The sequence below is a fragment of the Rhodanobacter sp. B05 genome, from assembly GCF_002001085.1.
Lineage (GTDB): Bacteria > Pseudomonadota > Gammaproteobacteria > Xanthomonadales > Rhodanobacteraceae > Rhodanobacter.
Genome location: NZ_MUNU01000019.1, coordinates 198,044 through 212,965, shown reverse-complemented (window position 1 = coordinate 212,965; position 14,922 = coordinate 198,044). Strand labels below are relative to the sequence as shown.

The window sequence follows — 14,922 nt, the reverse complement described above, 5'->3', positions numbered from 1 at the left end:
CGCTTCCATGCGCATCGTGATGCCGTGCCTGTTGCTGGGCGCACTGGCCTGTGTCGCAGGCACGGTGCGCGCGGCGGACAGTCAGGCCGATGCGGCAGCACCGATCCGTTTCGGCATTCTGCCCATCGGCAGTGCGGCCGAATCCCTGGAACAGTGGCGACCGCTGCTGGATGACCTGCACAAGCAACTGGGGCATCCGGTGACGACGGTGTCGGTGGGCAGTTACGCGAGCCTTTCCGACGCCATCGGCGCACAGCGCGTGGACATCGCCTTCCTGTCCGGCAAGCTGGCGGTCGAGGCGGTGACGCGCCAGCACATGCAGGTGTTCGCGCAGTTCGTGCGCAGCGATGGCGCGCGCGGCAACGTGGCGATGCTGGTGGTGCGGGCGGACAGCCCGATCCGCACGCTGGCCGGCCTGCTGGCGGCACCCGGGCGCTGGAGCTATGCGCGCAGCGAGCATCTGTCGGTGAGCGGTTACACCGCGCCGGAAGCCTATGTCTTCGCGCCACGCGGACTCAATTCCGACACGTTCTTTGCACGTGTGGAGGTCGGCGACCACCAGGGCAACCTGCTTGCCGTGGTCAACCACGAAGTGGACGTGGCCAGCAGCAACAACCCCGACATGGACCTGTTCCGGCGCAACTTCCCGCGCGAGGCGGCCCAGCTCAAGGTGATCTGGCGCTCCGGTCTGATCCCTTCCGGTGTGCTGGTATTGCGCGAAGGCATCCCCGCCGCGTTGCGGGCACGCCTGACGGCGTTCCTGCTGGCGTACGGCAGCACACCGGGCGCCGTTGGTGAGCGCGAACGCGACCAGCTTGCGCGCATTCCCGACCTGGGTGGCTTCGCTCCGGAAACCAGTCAGGTACTGCAGCCGTTCGTCGACATGCAACACGCCTTGCTGCGCGCGCAGGCCGAGCACAGCCAGTGGGTCAGCTCGCAGGCGCGGCAGGCGCGGCTGGATCAGATCGAGCGCGACTATCAACGCGCCACCCAGATGTTGAATCAGCGATAGTCCACGGCGATCACGGCAAACCGCGCCGGTCCGGCCGGCAGTTCGGCGACGAATTCGTCGTCCATGCGCTTTTTCAGCACGGCTCGCGCGATCGGCGAGTCGATGCTGATCCAGCCCTGTTTCGCGTCGGTCTCGTCGGGCCCGACGATGCGGTAGAGCAGCGCTTCACCGGTGTCGACATTCTCGAGTTCGATGGTGGCGCCGAAGAACACCTGTGCGCGGTCGCCGGGCGTACCCTCGGCCACCTTCAGCGAGGGTATCCGCTTGCTCAGGTAGCGCACGCGACGATCGATCTCGGCCAGTTGCTTCTTGCGATAGATGTATTCGGCGTTCTCCGAACGGTCGCCCTCGGCCGCAGCAGCAGTGATCGCCTTGACCACCTCCGGGCGCACGGTGTGCCACAGATGGTCCAGCTCGGTCTTGAGCCGCTCGAAGCCTTCGCGGGTGATGATCGCGGTCGAACCCGGCGACGGTGGGCGCCAGCGACTCATGCGAAGCCGGCCAGGCGTTGTCGCTGCTGTTCGATCTCGGCGCGCAGGGGATGTTCGGGCCACGCGGCAGCGAGTTGGTCGAGCAGTTGCCTCGCTTCCGCATGCTGGTCGGCATGTTCGGCAAGCAGGCGCGAGGCAAGCAGCCCGTAGTGGGGTGTCTGCGTGTCCCGGGGCCAGTGTTGCAGGTAGCCGCGGCAGAGCTTCAGGGCGATTCGGCTGATGCCCAGGCGGGCGGCCAGGTCGGCCAGTTCGCCACAGGTACGCGGATCGTCCGGAGTGAAATCCGCATCCAGGCCGAGGCATTCCTGCAGGACGCCAAGCGCCCGTCGCGGTTCGCCCTGGGCGATCAGGGCGGCCATCCAGATCTGCCCATGCACAAGCAGTGCATCACGCAAGCCCTGCTGTTTCAGCAACTGGCGGTAGGCCAGGTGCAGCGACGCCGGCGCGGCGCGATCGCGCAGGCGCGGTACCAGCAGTTCGAGTGCCGCTTGCGGTTGCTGCTGCCCCAGCTCATTGGCGTCGTCCAGCAAGCGCTGGTCGTCGTCCTGGTGGTTCTGCGTGGCGAGTTGGCGGGCCTTCGGTTGCAGGCCGAATTGTTCGTGGCGCTGGTGGATCAGCACGCCCATCAGGCGGAAGTTGAAAAGGGTGGCGTAGATCGCCACGAAATAGAACAGCGGCAGCGACAGTAACCGAGGCAGCACGTGCTCCAGACCCAGCTGAGCCGAGCCGAGCAGCAACGCGATCAACAGTTGCACGCCGATCAGCAGCAGGTAGGGTGAACCGAAGCGCGCCATGATCTGCAGCCAGGTCAGCGGATTCAGCGCGTGCGAAACGCCGCCGTCCAGCGCCAGCGACATCGCGATGGCGGGCAGCGTGATGGCTGTCAACGCGCTGACCAGCCAGGTGCTGCCGCCGAAATTCAGCTTCACCGCCAGGGTCAGCAGGGTCGACCACAGCAGGATCGCCACCAGCGCCCAGCCGCCATGGCCCGGTTCGGCGAACTCCGGCGGCTGCGCAAAGCCGTCGGCGCTGTGGCGCAGGCATTCCAGTGCATACAGGTAGGTGGCGGCCCAGATCACCAGCTCCAGCAACCAGCCGGCGGCCGGCAGCAAGGCCAGGTAGTGCGCCAGGGTGAAGATGACGAGGCCGGGCAGGGCGCTGGCACGCAGCGGGTAACGCAAGGCATCCAGCACATGCCAGGAAAGCGGCTGGCGCAGGTCGATCAGTTCGACTTTCGACATGAGCAGGATGCTTCAGCGCTTGCCGCCGAAAATACCCCCGAGCACGCCGCGCAGGATTTGCCGGCCGAGCTGGCTGCCGGCCGTGCGCACCATCTGCTTGCTCATCGTCTCGATCATGCCCTGGCGACGTTTGGTGCCGAAGATCGCGTCATGCACGGCACCGCCCCAGCCCGATCCTGCTTGTCCGGATGCATCCTTGGTCGCACCGGCGGCGACGGTGGCGGCATCGGCGGTTTTGTCCTCGGCACGTTTGGCCAGCATCTCGGCGGCGGATTCGCGGTTGACGGTCGTGTCGTACTTCGCGCCGACGGGCGAGCGCTGGCGGATGGTGGAGCGCTCGGCGTCGGTGATCGCGCCGATGCGGCAGCACGGCGTGGTCACCAGTATCTGTTCGACCGGCGTGGGTACACCGCCGTTGGCCAAGGTGGAGGCCAGCGCCTCGCCTACCGCCAGTCTGGTGATCGCCTCGATGACATCGAGTTTCGGATTGGCGACGAAGGTTTCCGCCGCCGCCTTGACCGCCTTCTGATCGCGCGGGGTGAACGCGCGCAGTGCGTGCTGGATGCGGTTGCCGAGCTGGCCAAGGATCACACCCGGCACGTCGTCGGGATTCTGCGAACAGAAATACACGCCGACGCCCTTGGAACGGATCAGCCGCACGACCTGCTCGACGCGCTGCTGCAACGCCGGCGTCGCATCGTCGAACAGCAGGTGCGCCTCGTCGAAGAAAAACACCATCTTCGGCTGATCGAGATCGCCCACCTCGGGCAATTGTTCGAACAGTTCAGACAGCAGCCACAGCAGGAAGGTGGAATACAACCGCGGCTTCAGGATCAGTTGATCGGCGGCGAGCACGTTGATGATGCCGCGGCCACTCATGTCCTGGCGCATCAGGTCGGTCAGCTCCAGCGCCGGTTCGCCGAAGAACTGGTCGGCACCGTCGCTTTCAAGTTTCAGGACCGCACGCTGGATAGCCGCGATGCTGGTGGTGCTGATCAGGCCGTAGTGGGTCGAGATGTCCTTGGCGTTTTCCGATGCGTAGGTAAGCAACGCGCGCAGGTCGGCCAGATCCAGCAGCAGCCAGCCTTGGTCGTCGGCGGCCTTGAAGATCACTTCCAGCACGCCTTCCTGGGTGTCGTTCAATTCCAGCACGCGACCGAGCAGGGTCGGGCCCATCTCGCTGATGGTGGCGCGCACCGGGTGGCCGAGTTTGCCGTAGATGTCCCAGAACACCACCGGATTGGCCTGCGGCTTCCAGTCGGTGAGCTTGATCTTGTCCAGCCGTGCCTTGAGTTTGTCGCCCGCCTCGGCAGCCGCCATCGACAGGCCGGCCAGATCTCCCTTGGCATCGGCCAGGAAGCACGGCACGCCCAACCGCGAGAAACCTTCGGCCAGCACCATCAGCGAGACGGATTTTCCGGTGCCGGTGGCGCCGGCGATCATGCCGTGGCGATTGCCGTAATGCGGGTCGAGGCTGACGCTGGCGCTGTCGTTGCGGCCGATCAGGATGTCAGTCATGGCGTTCCGTCCGTTGGTGGTCAAGCGATTGTAGCCAACACGATGATGTTGTCGCGTGGCGCTGCGTTGAGTCGGGGCGCTGTGCCAGCTATGGTGGACGTTTTCCGCGGGTGAAGTTGCTGATGTTGTCGTGTTCCGTGTTTCGTTCCATGCGTCTGGCCACACTTGCCGTGTCGCTCGGCCTGCTCGGCGCCTGCGCCAGTACCGGAGGTGGCAAGCCATCGGCCCAGGTCAATGCGCTCTACAGCCAGCTCGATCAGGCCAGCACGGGCTACGAGACGGCGCTGCAGCAGTCGCGCGAAGGCGATCTCGAAGCCTCGCAGCTGACCCTGCGCCAGTCGCTCGACCGCCTGAAGCAGGCTTCGGCCCAGTGCGGCAGTACACCGGGCTGCGATCCGCAGCGATTCTTTTCGGTGTTCGACCGGCTGCTGCGACTGAAGGACGGCGATTTCGGCGGAGACCAGGACCTGGCGGGCGATGTCGACTCGTCGCAGGCCTCGCTTGCTGCCGGTCATGCCGGCGCGGCCAGCCTGCCGCAGGCGCAGCGCAGCGTGACCCTGTTGCATGGGCAGAAGCTGTCGCAACTGATCGCGATGAACGGGCCGGTCAAGGCCGCGCTGGAGATGTGGTTGACCCAGCGTCGCCCGCAGTTGATGGATGCCTGGGTCAACTACCGCTATCTGCGCCACGAGATGTGGCCGGCGTACGAAAAGGCCGATCTTCCCGAAGCCCTGCTGTTCGGCATCCTGGCGCAGGAGTCGGGCGGCAAGGTGCACGCGGTGTCGCGTTCCGGCGCCGCCGGCCCGCTGCAGTTCATGTACTCCACCGGCATGCGGTTCGGGCTGGGCGTGGACAATGGTTTCGACACGCGTTTCGATCCGGCGGCCTCGGCACGGGCGAACGCCGAGTATCTCAACGAGCAACTGCGCATCTTCAACAACAACCTGGAGCTCGTCATCGGCGCCTACAACGGTGGCGAGGGCCGGATGCGGCGCGCGGTGGGGGATGACACTTCGGTGAGCTTCTATGACCCGCGTGTCTACAACCAGATGTCGCCCGAGACGCGCGACTACGTGCCTGCCGTATTGGCGGCGGCCTGGCTGTTCCTGCATCCGGACAGCTACAACCTGCGTTTTCCGGAAGTCGATGGGGTTCCGGGCACGATCACCTTGAAGCGGGCCGCCTCGCTGGACGAGCTCACCGTATGCCTGGGTTCGGCCGATGGCATGAGCGACGGCTGGTTCCGTACGCTGCGCAACCTGAATCCCCGGCTCGATCCCGATGTAAGCCAGCCGACCGGAACCCTGTTGCAGGTGCCGAGGCAGCTGGAGCGCGCCTACGCCTCACGTTGTGTCGATGGCCCGTGGCCGATTCTCGCCGCCGATCTGCATAACGCGACGGTGCCGGTGGTGCCCGACCCGAAGCCGGTCGCTCCCCCGGTGCCGTCGACGAAAAGCTATCGCGTGCGCCATGGCGACACCTTGATCAGCATCGTGCGCAAGCTGCATTGTTCAAGCGTGCAGGAAATTTCCGAGATGAACGGGCTCAAGCATCATGGCATTCGGGTAGGCCAGCAGCTGAAAGTGCCGGTCTGCCGCTGAGCGTGAGCCGCCGGTTGCTGCTTGCAGGGGAGCGATCAGGCGACGGCGCTTTCCTGCATCCAGTCATCCACGCTGCTCTTGCCGCTCTGGATTTCCTTCAGTTCACGCAGCAATTGCAGCAGTTGCCGGTGCTGCAGCTGCAGGGCGGGCTGGGTCGTGGTCTTGGTCTCGTGATAGGCGACCGCCAGCCACAGGGAGATGCCGCGCAACGCTACCTCGGCATTGTTCGAGCGGGCGCGCTCGTAGCCGATATCGGTACCCTGACCCCAGGGCAGGTAGCGCGATTCGGGGGTGGTGCCGTACAGATGCGGGAAGTCGCAGCGCGAGGCCTGCCCGATCTCGCGCAAGGTGAGCATGCCCAGCCGGTCACGGTTGCGCTTGGGTAGGGCCCGGATGCTGCGTTCAATGTCGCGGAACTGCCGGCCAAGCTGGCGCGCGCGCATTGCCACGAACAATGGAGTGAGTATCTGCATGGTTCCCCTCGACACTGGATTGCGCGGCACCGGTTGCCGCATCGCTCTCCCCGATCTTAGCAAAGCACCCCGGAATTAGCGCCTAGAACGTCACAAAATGACACGTGGCGTCAGCTTTCGGGGTCGCTGCTGCGCCCGAGGCCGATTCGCTGGCCGACCCGGACCGCCTGCTGCGGTTGCAGCGCGTCCAGGGTCGCACCGCCCGCGGGCAGCAGCACGATCACCGTGGAACCCATGTTGAAGCGCGCCATCTCGGCGAAGCGTTCCAGCGTGATGTGCTGGCCGGCGAAGGACTTGCGCCGGATCGACGAGGCATACGGCGGGATCACCAAACCGTCCCACACGGTGGCCACCGACGAGACCAGGATGGCGCCGACCATCACCACCACGAATGGGCCGTGTTCGCCGTCGAAATGGCAGACCAGCCGCTCGTTGCGGGCGAACAGCCGCGGGATCGCTGCCACCGCGAACGGCGCCACGCTGAAGATGCGACCTGGTACATGCACTGTCTCGCGCAACGTGCCTTTCAACGGCATGTGCACGCGGTGATAGTCGCGTGGGGACAGGTAGACGGTGATGAAGCGGCCGTTGCGATACGGCGCGGCGGCGGCCTCGTCGCCACCGAGCAGCTCGGCGGTGCTGTAGTCCTGGCCCTTGGCCTGGAAGATGCGGCCGTCGACGATCGCGCCGGACTGGCTGACGCGGCCGTCAGCGGGTGAGAGCAGGGCGATCGGATCGGCATCGGCCTGGCGTGCATCGGGCCGCAACTTGCGCGTGAAGAACGCGTTGAAGTGCTGGTAGGCCAGCGCGTCGGGCTGCGCCGCCTCGGTCATGTTGACGTCGTAGTTGCGCACGATGGTGCCGATCAGCCAGTTCTTCCACGGCGCGAAGGTCCAGCGCGTGGCCCAGTAGACGATGCGCGAAAGGAAGCGGTGCGGCAGGATGTATTGCAGGAATACGTTGAAAGTCATCCGTCCAGTATACGGGGTCGGTCAGCCTGCTGGCCCTATAATGGCCGGCCTTCTGCCCTGTCCGACCGGGATTGCCGTGACTTCCGAACTCGCCACGATCATCGACTTCATCCGCTACGGTGCCAGCCGCTTCTCCGCGGCCGGACTGACCTTCGGACACAGTCACGACAACCCGATTGATGAGGCCACGCACCTGATCCTCGCCAGCCTGCACCTGCCGCCGGACATCCCTCCGGCCTACGGCGCCGGCAAGCTCACTGCAGCCGAGCGCGAGAACGTGCTGGCGTTGATCGAGCGCCGCGTGACCGAGCGCCTGCCGGTGGCCTACCTGGTCGGCGAGACCTGGTTCGCCGGGCTGAAGTTCAAGAGCGACCGCCGCGCCCTGGTGCCGCGATCACCGATCGCCGAGCTGGTCGAGTCGGGCTTCGCGCCGTGGCTGGACGAGCGCCACATCGAGCGCGCGCTGGATCTGTGCACCGGTTCGGGCTGTATCGGTATCGCGATGGCCGAGTACAACCCGGACTGGCAGGTCGACATCGTCGACATCAGCGACGAGACGCTGTCGCTGGCGCGCGAGAACATCGTGTTCCAGCACGTCGAGGGCCGGGTCGAGGCGATCCGCTCCGATTTGTTCGCCGGGGTGAAGGGGCGCCACTACGACCTGATCGTCTCCAACCCGCCGTACGTCACCGAAGACGAGTACGCCGCGTTGCCTGGCGAGTACGCGCACGAACCGAAGCTGGGCCTCACCTCGGGCGCGGACGGACTGGACCTGTGCCTGCGCATGCTCGACGAGGCGGCCGATCATCTCAGCGAGGACGGCCTGCTGATCGTCGAGGTGGGAGAGAGTGAGCACGCGCTGGCCGCACTGCTGCCGGAAGTGCCATTCATCTGGATCGAGTTCAAGGTCGGTCAGATGGGCGTGTTTGCGCTGGAGCGGCGCGACCTGGTCGAGCACGCTGCAGTCATCAAGGCGGCGGCTGCCGCGCGCCGCGCGGGCTGAACGATGGAACTGGTCACGGCACGCCTGCACATCGACGCGCTGCGACCGGAGGATGCGCAAGAGCTGTTTGCTTGCCGCGCCGACCCTTCGGTGGCGATCTATCAGGGCTGGTGCCCGGCCGACCTCGCCGCGGCCAGTGAATTCATCGCGGCGCAACCGCTGTCGCCATCGCACGGCTGGTTCCAGCGCGCGATCCGGTTGCGCGAAGCCGGCGTGCTGATCGGCGACCTGGGCGTGTGCCTGCCCGAAGATCCGCGGGACTCGGTCGAGTTCGGAGCCAGCATCGCACCCGCGTATCAGGGCCACGGCTATTCCAGCGAGGCGGTGCGCGCGCTGCTGGCCTGCGTGTTCGGTGAGCTTGGCCGGCACCGCGTCCATGCCTCGGTCGATCCGCGCAACCTGGCCAGCATGGCCATGCTGCGTGCGCTCGGCCTGCGCCAGGAAGCCCATCACCGCGAAAGCCTGTGGTTCAAGGGCGAATGGGCCGATGACGTGATTTTCGCCATGCTGGATCACGAGTGGCGCGCGCAGCAGGCAAGCGGACCTCATCACGGTTAAGCTGTGCCGGTTATCCCGTGGACGTCCAAACCCCGTGTCCAGCAACTCGTTCGGCAAACTGCTTACCGTCACCACCTTCGGCGAGAGTCACGGGCCGGCGATCGGCTGTGTGGTCGACGGCTGCCCGCCCGGGCTGACGATCGCCGCGGAGGAGTTCCGCCAGGACCTGGAACGGCGCGCCACCGGCCGCAGCCGCTACACCTCGCAGCGGCACGAGGCGGACGAGGTGGAAATCCTTTCCGGCGTGTACGAGGGCAAGACCACCGGCACGCCGATCGCGTTGCTGATCCGCAACACCGATCAGCGCAGCAAGGATTACGGCGATATAGCGCAAAGCTTCCGGCCCGGCCACGCCGACTACACCTACTGGCAGAAGTACGGCATCCGCGATCCGCGCGGCGGCGGGCGTTCCTCGGCACGCGAGACCACCATGCGCGTGGCGGCGGCGGTGATCGCCAAGAAGTGGCTGGCCGAACGCCACGGCGTGCGCGTGCGCGGCTGGCTGGCGCAGATCGGCGAGATCACGCCGGATGCGTTCGACTGGGAGGCAGTGGAGCAGAACCCGTTCTTCTGGCCCGATGTGGCCCAGGTGCCGGCGCTGGAGAATTACATCAATGCGTTGCGCAAGTCCGGCGATTCGGTCGGCGCGCGCGTCAACGTGGTGGCCGACGGCGTGCCGCCGGGCTGGGGCGAGCCTATCTACGGCAAGCTCGATGGCGACCTGGCCAGCGCACTGATGTCGATCAACGCGGTGAAAGGGGTGGAAATCGGCGATGGCTTCGCGGCGGTCGCCCAGCGCGGAAGCGAGCATCGCGACGAGATGCATTTGGACGGCTTTACGTCCAATCATGCGGGCGGTATCCTCGGCGGCATCAGCAGCGGTCAGCCGGTCACCGCGTCGATCGTGCTGAAGCCCACGTCGAGCATCCTGATTCCCGGCCATAGCGTGAACCTGGCCGGCGAGCCGGTGGACGTGGTTACCAAGGGACGGCACGATCCCTGCGTCGGCATCCGTGCCACGCCGATCGCCGAGGCGATGATGGCGCTGGTGCTGATGGATCACGCGTTGCGCCATCGGGCGCAGTGCGGCGATGTGGGGCCGGTTGCGCCGCGCATCACCTGACACTCCAATGCTGCAACCGGAACCAGTTCGATGACCGACAAGCCACGCGTCTGGGTTTCCCGTCCCACCTTTCCGGGCGTCATTGCCCGGCTGGAACCCCATTTCGAGGTGAGCGTGGAGGCGGAAGAGCGCAAGTTCAGCTCGTCCGAGCTGGTTGCGCGCGTGGCCGGGCAGGACGCCGTGATCGTCGGCCTCAAGGATCGCATCGGCGCGGCCGAGGTCGGCGGCGCCGAACGCTTGCGGATCGTCGCCAATCTCGCGGTGGGTTACGACAATATCGACCTGGACGCGATGAGCGCCGCCGGCATTGCCGTTTCCAACACAGCCGACGTGCTCAACGAGAGCGTGGCCGACTACGCCTGGGCGCTGCTGCTCGGCGCCGCACGCCGCATGACGGCTGCCGAGCGTTGGCTGCGAGCGGGGCAGTGGCACGCTACCGAGTTCAAGGCCTGGCTGGGAGCCGACGTGCGCGGTCGCACGCTTGGCATTCTCGGCATGGGGCGCATCGGCCAGGCGATCGCGCGACGCGCCGTGGGTTTTGGCATGCCGGTGATCTACCACAATCGCTCGCCGCTGCCCGCGGCGGACGAGCGCGCCTGCAACGCCCGCCATGTCGACAAGCAGCAATTGCTGCGTGAGTCCGACTTCCTGGTGCTCGCGTTGCCGCTGACCGCACAGACGCGCCATGCCGTCGGCGCACCCGAACTGGCGCTGATGAAGCCGACCGCCATGCTGATCAATATCGCCCGGGGCGGCATCGTCGACGATGCCGCTCTCGCCGCCGCCGTGCGCGAGCGACGCCTGGCCGGCGCGGCACTGGACGTGTTCGAGGGCGAGCCCAGGGTGCATCCCGAGCTGCTCGCGCTGGACAACGTGCTGCTCAGCCCGCATATCGCCAGCGCCACGACCGAAACCCGCCGCGCGATGACTTCGGTGGCGGTGGACAATGTGCTGGCGATGTTCGGGCATGGTCCGCATGCCGGGCGTCCGCCCAATATCCTCAACCCGAACGTGCTGTGAGCGGCACGATCCTCCTTCCTTCAGGGCAAGCCATCCGATGAGTCAGAAGAGCAGTTACAAGGTCGCCATGGTCGGCGCCACCGGCGCGGTCGGCGAGACCGTGCTGGCGATCCTCGCCGAGCGCAATTTCCCGGTCAGCGAACTGGTGCCACTGGCCAGCGAGCGTTCGGCCGGCGGCAAGGTCAGCTTCGCCGGCAAGGACATCACCGTGCAACTGCTCGACACCTACGATTTCGCCGGCGTCGACATCGCGTTCTTCTCGGCCGGCGGTTCGGTCAGCCGCGAACACGCGCCGCGGGCGGCGGCAGCCGGCGCGGTGGTGATCGACAACACCTCGGAGTTCCGCTACCAGGACGACATCCCGCTGGTGATCAGCGAGGTCAACCCGCATGCGATCGCGCAGTACACCCATCGCGGCATCATCGCCAACCCGAACTGCTCGACCATGCAGATGCTGGTGGCGCTGGCGCCGATCCATCGCGCGGTGCAGATCGAGCGGATCAACGTGGCGACCTACCAGTCCGTCTCCGGTGCCGGTCGCAGCGGGATGGAGGAACTGGGCAAGCAGACCGCGGCCCTGCTGAACTTCCAAAGCGTGGAGCCCGGCAAGAAATTCCCGGCCCAGATCGCGTTCAATGTGATCCCGCAGATCGACGATTTCCAGCCCAACGGCTACACCAAGGAGGAAATGAAGCTGGTGTGGGAGACCCGGAAAATCCTTGAAGACGAGTCGATCCAGGTGAATCCGACCGCGGTGCGCGTGCCGGTGTTCTATGGCCATTCCGAGGCAGTCCACATCGAGACCAGCGAGAAGATCACTGCCGAAGAAGCCCGCGAACTGCTGCGGCAGGCACCCGGCGTGGTGCTGGTGGACGAACGCAAGCCGGGTGGCTATCCCACGGCGGTGGGCGAGGCAGCTGGCGCCGACGGGGTCTTCGTGGGCCGCATCCGCGAGGACATCTCGCACGAACGCGGGCTGGACCTGTGGATCGTGTCGGACAATATCCGCAAGGGCGCAGCGCTCAATGCGGTGCAGATCGCCGAATTGTTGATCGAGGAATATCTCTGACCATGGGTCGATTGCAGCTCATCACCGTCATGGGCCTGGCTCTTGCTCTTGCTGCCCCGGTTCTGGCGACTCCCCCGACCGCCCCGGCGCCCGCCACGAAGGCACCGTTGCCGAAGATCCAGCAGCGGCTCAAGCGGAACCAGGGCGAAGTGAAACGGCTGGAGCGGGAAGTCGCCAGGCAGGAATCGGACAGCAGGCAGGCCGGCGAACGCCTGCAGCAGCAGGACAAGGAGATAGCCGAGCTGCGCCGGAAGCTGCTGGAGCTGCAGGCCGGCCACCCGGCAGGGCAGCGATGAGGGCGCTGCCCAGGCAAGAACGCACCGCAGCAATGTACTGCAAGTATTCGCCGCAGCTATTGTTGATTGGTCCGCATGTAACTAAAGTGGCGGCACGCTGACGCAGCCGCCGCCATGGTGGGGGCACCTTTAAACAAGAAGTTGCGCCAAGGATCGTTCGGGGGAGCACGCATGAATCGTTCGTTGAAATTGTCGATGCTGGTGGCACTGGCGCTGGGCAGCAGTCAGCTCCTGGCGCTGGATCTTGGCCAGGTCCAGGTCAAGTCAGCCTTGGGGCAGCCACTGTTGGCGGAAATTCCGCTGCATCCGGCAAATCCGGCGGAATTGCAGGGCCTTACGGTAACGCTGGCCTCAAGCGAGCAATTTGCCCGCGCCGGCATTGTCGGTGGCCGCACCAGCATCCCGCTGCACTTCAGCGTATCCGGCGCAGCCGGCGCCAACCCGGTGATCCGCATCACCAGCAGCGTGCCGGTGGACAACCCCTACCTCGATCTGCTGATCGAAGTGAACGGCCATGCCGGCAAGAGCGTGCGTGAATACGCCATCCTGCTGGATCCGCCCGGCGCGTCCGCACCGGCCGCGATGGCGACGGCCACCCCGGCGGAACCGGCGCCTGCCAGACCGGCGAAGGTTGTGCCGGCTGCCGCGCCACGGCACGTGACGGCGCCACCGGCACCTGCACCGGCCCCGACGGGTGTCAGCAACGGTCGCTATGGCCCGGTTCAAAGCGGCCAGACGCTTTCCGCGATCGCCCGTAACCTGGCGCCATCGGGTGTCGATGTGCAGCAGATGCTGCTGGCCTTGCAGAAGGCCAATCCCGATGCGTTCTATCGCAACAACATCAACGCGCTCAAGAGTGGCGCGGTGCTGCGCGTGCCAACCTCGGCCGAGGCGCAGGCCCTGACCTTGGCGGCGGCCGCTGCGGAAGTGCGCCGGCAGAACAGCGATTGGCGTGCCGGTGCGCCGGGCAAGCCGTCGGTCGTGGCCGACGCCGGGACGCGCGCCACCGCGTCCGGTTCAGCCGGCACCACGCCCGCAGGCAACGAGGATCGACTTGCCCTGGTTCCGCCGAAAGTCGGTGGTGACACCGGCAGCCAGGGAACCGGCAAGGGTGACAAGTCGTCGGCTGCCCTGCGCGAGGATCTCCTTCGCGCCAAGGAGAGTGTGGCCAGCCTGCAACAGCAAAGCAGCGACCTGAAGACCCGGTTGAAGGACCTGACCGACATCAACGGCAAGAACGAGCATCTGCTGTCACTGAAGGACAGTGAGATCGCCGAACTGCAGGCCAAACTTGCGGCGGCGCGCAAGGCTGCCGCTGCCGCCGGAAAAGCGTCGGCAACGGCAGCCAGCGTCGCGACGACGCCGAACACGGAGCCGTCGGCTGCGGCTGCGCCGGAGCCGGCCATGGCGACCGGAGGCACCAGCGCCAACGCGAACGTGCCAACGGCTGCCGCAGCGTCCTCCATGATGGCCGGGTCGGCGTCCGTTGCCGCATCGGGCACTTCAGCGGCGACCGCCACCTCGGCATCGACCGCCGCTGCCAGCACGTCGGCAGCACCGGCGGCGGTTACCGCGCCAGCGGCGTCGGTGGCCGCGCCTGCCACCGCCAAACCGGTGACCAAATCCGCAGGCAAACCTGCGCCTGCTCCTGAAGAACCCTGGTACATGCAGACCTGGGCATGGGCTGCGGGCGCGGCCGCCATCGTGCTGCTGATCCTGCTGGCCATGCTGGGCCGTCGCCGCAAGCCGGTGGCGGCTGCGGCGTCGAAGTCCGCCTCCTCGCTGGCCGACCGCTTTGTTGCACCCGCCTCGGGCGACGACCACCTGCTCGACGACGATACCGATCAGGAGCAGTTGCTCGATCAGCTCGCCGAACATCCGGACGATATTTACCTGCACCTGGAACTGGTCACGCTGTATTACTCGCGGCGCGACGTCGAGCGCTTCGAGGCCGCCGCCGAGGCGATGCACGCACACATCACCGATCCGGCCCAGGACGAGTGGCAGGACGTGCTGCACATGGGCGAGGATCTGGCCCCCGAGCACCCGTTGTTCGATCACCATGAAGAGGCGACGGCATCCGGGCACGCGACGTCGGGTCAGGGTTTCGACATCGACGATTACAAGGACCATGACGACGACGCCACCGTCGTGTCGCCGCTCCCGCCATCGTTGCCGGCAGGGCCGAAAAAGGTCAGCGAGTACAACTTCAACTTCGACCTGACTCATCCGGCGGCCGCCGAGCCGCCCAGGCCGCCTGCGCCTGCGCCTGCGCCGGATGACATCACCGTGGTCAAGCCGCACGCCGAATCCGCCGTTTGGGCCGAGCCGGATACCGCCGCGCCGCACGGGATGGGCCTGGGGCACGAACCCGTCGACTTCAGCGACGACCCGGTCGACACCAAGCTCGATCTGGCGCGGGCCTACCTGGACATGGGCGATGCCGATGGTGCCCGCGCGATGCTGGGCGAAGTGCTCAAGGAAGGCAGCCAGATGCAGCGTGATACCGCCCGACGCCTGCTTGACGGCCTGAGCTGATATAGCAC

Annotated in this window: 14 protein-coding genes; 9 read left to right on the top strand and 5 right to left on the bottom strand. The window is 66.4% G+C overall.

Features of this window, described 5'->3' with window-relative positions; genetic code table 11:
• Positions 1–7 precede the first annotated feature (7 nt).
• Positions 8–1,012 carry a phosphate/phosphite/phosphonate ABC transporter substrate-binding protein gene (phnD, locus tag B0E47_RS14490; RefSeq protein ID WP_254422948.1) on the top strand — a complete coding sequence of 335 codons (1,005 nt, stop codon included), beginning with the start codon at positions 8–10 and terminating at the stop codon, positions 1,010–1,012.
• On the opposite strand, the gene greB is transcribed toward phnD, so the two are convergent.
• Genes greB through B0E47_RS14475 form a run of 3 tightly spaced genes read right to left on the bottom strand, consistent with a single transcriptional unit; the run spans position 1,003 to position 4,262 of the window.
• Complete coding sequence (greB, locus tag B0E47_RS14485; RefSeq protein WP_077514982.1) at positions 1,003–1,503, bottom strand: transcription elongation factor GreB; 501 nt, start codon at positions 1,501–1,503, stop codon at positions 1,003–1,005. The two genes, phnD and greB, sit on opposite strands and share 10 nt — an antisense overlap.
• Entirely contained in the window at positions 1,500–2,744 is a 1,245-nt protein-coding gene (locus B0E47_RS14480; RefSeq protein ID WP_077514981.1) for a hypothetical protein, read from the bottom strand. Before B0E47_RS14480 ends, greB begins: the two co-directional genes overlap by 4 nt.
• Before the next feature lie 12 nt (positions 2,745–2,756).
• Positions 2,757–4,262, bottom strand: a complete 1,506-nt coding sequence (locus B0E47_RS14475; protein WP_077514980.1) for a helicase HerA-like domain-containing protein — start codon at positions 4,260–4,262, stop codon at positions 2,757–2,759.
• Positions 4,263–4,384: 122 nt separating this feature from the next.
• Here B0E47_RS14475 and B0E47_RS14470 point away from each other — a divergent pair, with 122 nt between their 5' ends.
• Positions 4,385–5,863, top strand: a complete 1,479-nt coding sequence (locus B0E47_RS14470; protein WP_077515378.1) for a lytic transglycosylase domain-containing protein — start codon at positions 4,385–4,387, stop codon at positions 5,861–5,863.
• Between the two features lie 35 nt (positions 5,864–5,898).
• On the opposite strand, the gene B0E47_RS14465 is transcribed toward B0E47_RS14470, so the two are convergent.
• On the bottom strand, positions 5,899–6,336 hold the full coding sequence (locus B0E47_RS14465) for a hypothetical protein (protein ID WP_077514979.1): 438 nt from the start codon (positions 6,334–6,336) through the stop codon (positions 5,899–5,901).
• Between the two features lie 110 nt (positions 6,337–6,446).
• Positions 6,447–7,307 carry an archaetidylserine decarboxylase gene (gene asd, locus B0E47_RS14460; RefSeq protein WP_077514978.1) on the bottom strand — a complete coding sequence of 287 codons (861 nt, stop codon included), beginning with the start codon at positions 7,305–7,307 and terminating at the stop codon, positions 6,447–6,449.
• Between the two features lie 76 nt (positions 7,308–7,383).
• Here asd and prmB point away from each other — a divergent pair, with 76 nt between their 5' ends.
• The 7 genes from prmB (at position 7,384) to B0E47_RS14425 (ending at position 14,914) form a co-directional block, all read left to right on the top strand.
• Positions 7,384–8,310 carry a 50S ribosomal protein L3 N(5)-glutamine methyltransferase gene (gene prmB, locus B0E47_RS14455; RefSeq protein ID WP_077514977.1) on the top strand — a complete coding sequence of 309 codons (927 nt, stop codon included), beginning with the start codon at positions 7,384–7,386 and terminating at the stop codon, positions 8,308–8,310.
• A 3-nt stretch (positions 8,311–8,313) separates the two neighbouring features.
• Complete coding sequence (locus B0E47_RS14450; protein ID WP_077514976.1) at positions 8,314–8,868, top strand: GNAT family protein; 555 nt, start codon at positions 8,314–8,316, stop codon at positions 8,866–8,868.
• A gap of 34 nt (positions 8,869–8,902) precedes the next feature.
• Entirely contained in the window at positions 8,903–9,991 is a 1,089-nt protein-coding gene (gene aroC, locus B0E47_RS14445; protein WP_077514975.1) for a chorismate synthase, read from the top strand.
• A 30-nt stretch (positions 9,992–10,021) separates the two neighbouring features.
• The gene (locus B0E47_RS14440) at positions 10,022–11,011 is read left to right on the top strand and encodes a D-glycerate dehydrogenase (protein WP_077514974.1); all 990 of its coding nucleotides are present in this window, start codon (positions 10,022–10,024) and stop codon (positions 11,009–11,011) included.
• Between the two features lie 37 nt (positions 11,012–11,048).
• Positions 11,049–12,080 carry an aspartate-semialdehyde dehydrogenase gene (locus B0E47_RS14435; protein ID WP_077514973.1) on the top strand — a complete coding sequence of 344 codons (1,032 nt, stop codon included), beginning with the start codon at positions 11,049–11,051 and terminating at the stop codon, positions 12,078–12,080.
• Positions 12,081–12,082: 2 nt separating this feature from the next.
• On the top strand, positions 12,083–12,376 hold the full coding sequence (locus tag B0E47_RS14430; RefSeq protein WP_254422947.1) for a hypothetical protein: 294 nt from the start codon (positions 12,083–12,085) through the stop codon (positions 12,374–12,376).
• Between the two features lie 171 nt (positions 12,377–12,547).
• Positions 12,548–14,914, top strand: a complete 2,367-nt coding sequence (locus B0E47_RS14425; protein ID WP_077514972.1) for a FimV/HubP family polar landmark protein — start codon at positions 12,548–12,550, stop codon at positions 14,912–14,914.
• The last annotated feature ends 8 nt before the right edge of the window (positions 14,915–14,922 follow it).

Bases quoted from the DNA above. Each gene is read 5' to 3' on its own strand.
- B0E47_RS14435 (WP_077514973.1), top strand. From the start codon at position 11,049: ATGAGTCAGAAGAGCAGTTACAAGGTCGCCATGGTCGGCGCCACCGGC.
- B0E47_RS14430 (WP_254422947.1), top strand. From the start codon at position 12,083: ATGGGTCGATTGCAGCTCATCACCGTCATGGGCCTGGCTCTTGCTCTT.
- B0E47_RS14450 (WP_077514976.1), top strand. From the start codon at position 8,314: ATGGAACTGGTCACGGCACGCCTGCACATCGACGCGCTGCGACCGGAG.
- asd (WP_077514978.1), bottom strand. From the start codon at position 7,307: ATGACTTTCAACGTATTCCTGCAATACATCCTGCCGCACCGCTTCCTT.
- B0E47_RS14440 (WP_077514974.1), top strand. From the start codon at position 10,022: ATGACCGACAAGCCACGCGTCTGGGTTTCCCGTCCCACCTTTCCGGGC.
- B0E47_RS14425 (WP_077514972.1), top strand. From the start codon at position 12,548: ATGAATCGTTCGTTGAAATTGTCGATGCTGGTGGCACTGGCGCTGGGC.
- B0E47_RS14475 (WP_077514980.1), bottom strand. From the start codon at position 4,262: ATGACTGACATCCTGATCGGCCGCAACGACAGCGCCAGCGTCAGCCTC.
- B0E47_RS14480 (WP_077514981.1), bottom strand. From the start codon at position 2,744: ATGTCGAAAGTCGAACTGATCGACCTGCGCCAGCCGCTTTCCTGGCAT.
- B0E47_RS14470 (WP_077515378.1), top strand. From the start codon at position 4,385: ATGTTGTCGTGTTCCGTGTTTCGTTCCATGCGTCTGGCCACACTTGCC.
- B0E47_RS14465 (WP_077514979.1), bottom strand. From the start codon at position 6,336: ATGCAGATACTCACTCCATTGTTCGTGGCAATGCGCGCGCGCCAGCTT.
- greB (WP_077514982.1), bottom strand. From the start codon at position 1,503: ATGAGTCGCTGGCGCCCACCGTCGCCGGGTTCGACCGCGATCATCACC.
- phnD (WP_254422948.1), top strand. From the start codon at position 8: ATGCGCATCGTGATGCCGTGCCTGTTGCTGGGCGCACTGGCCTGTGTC.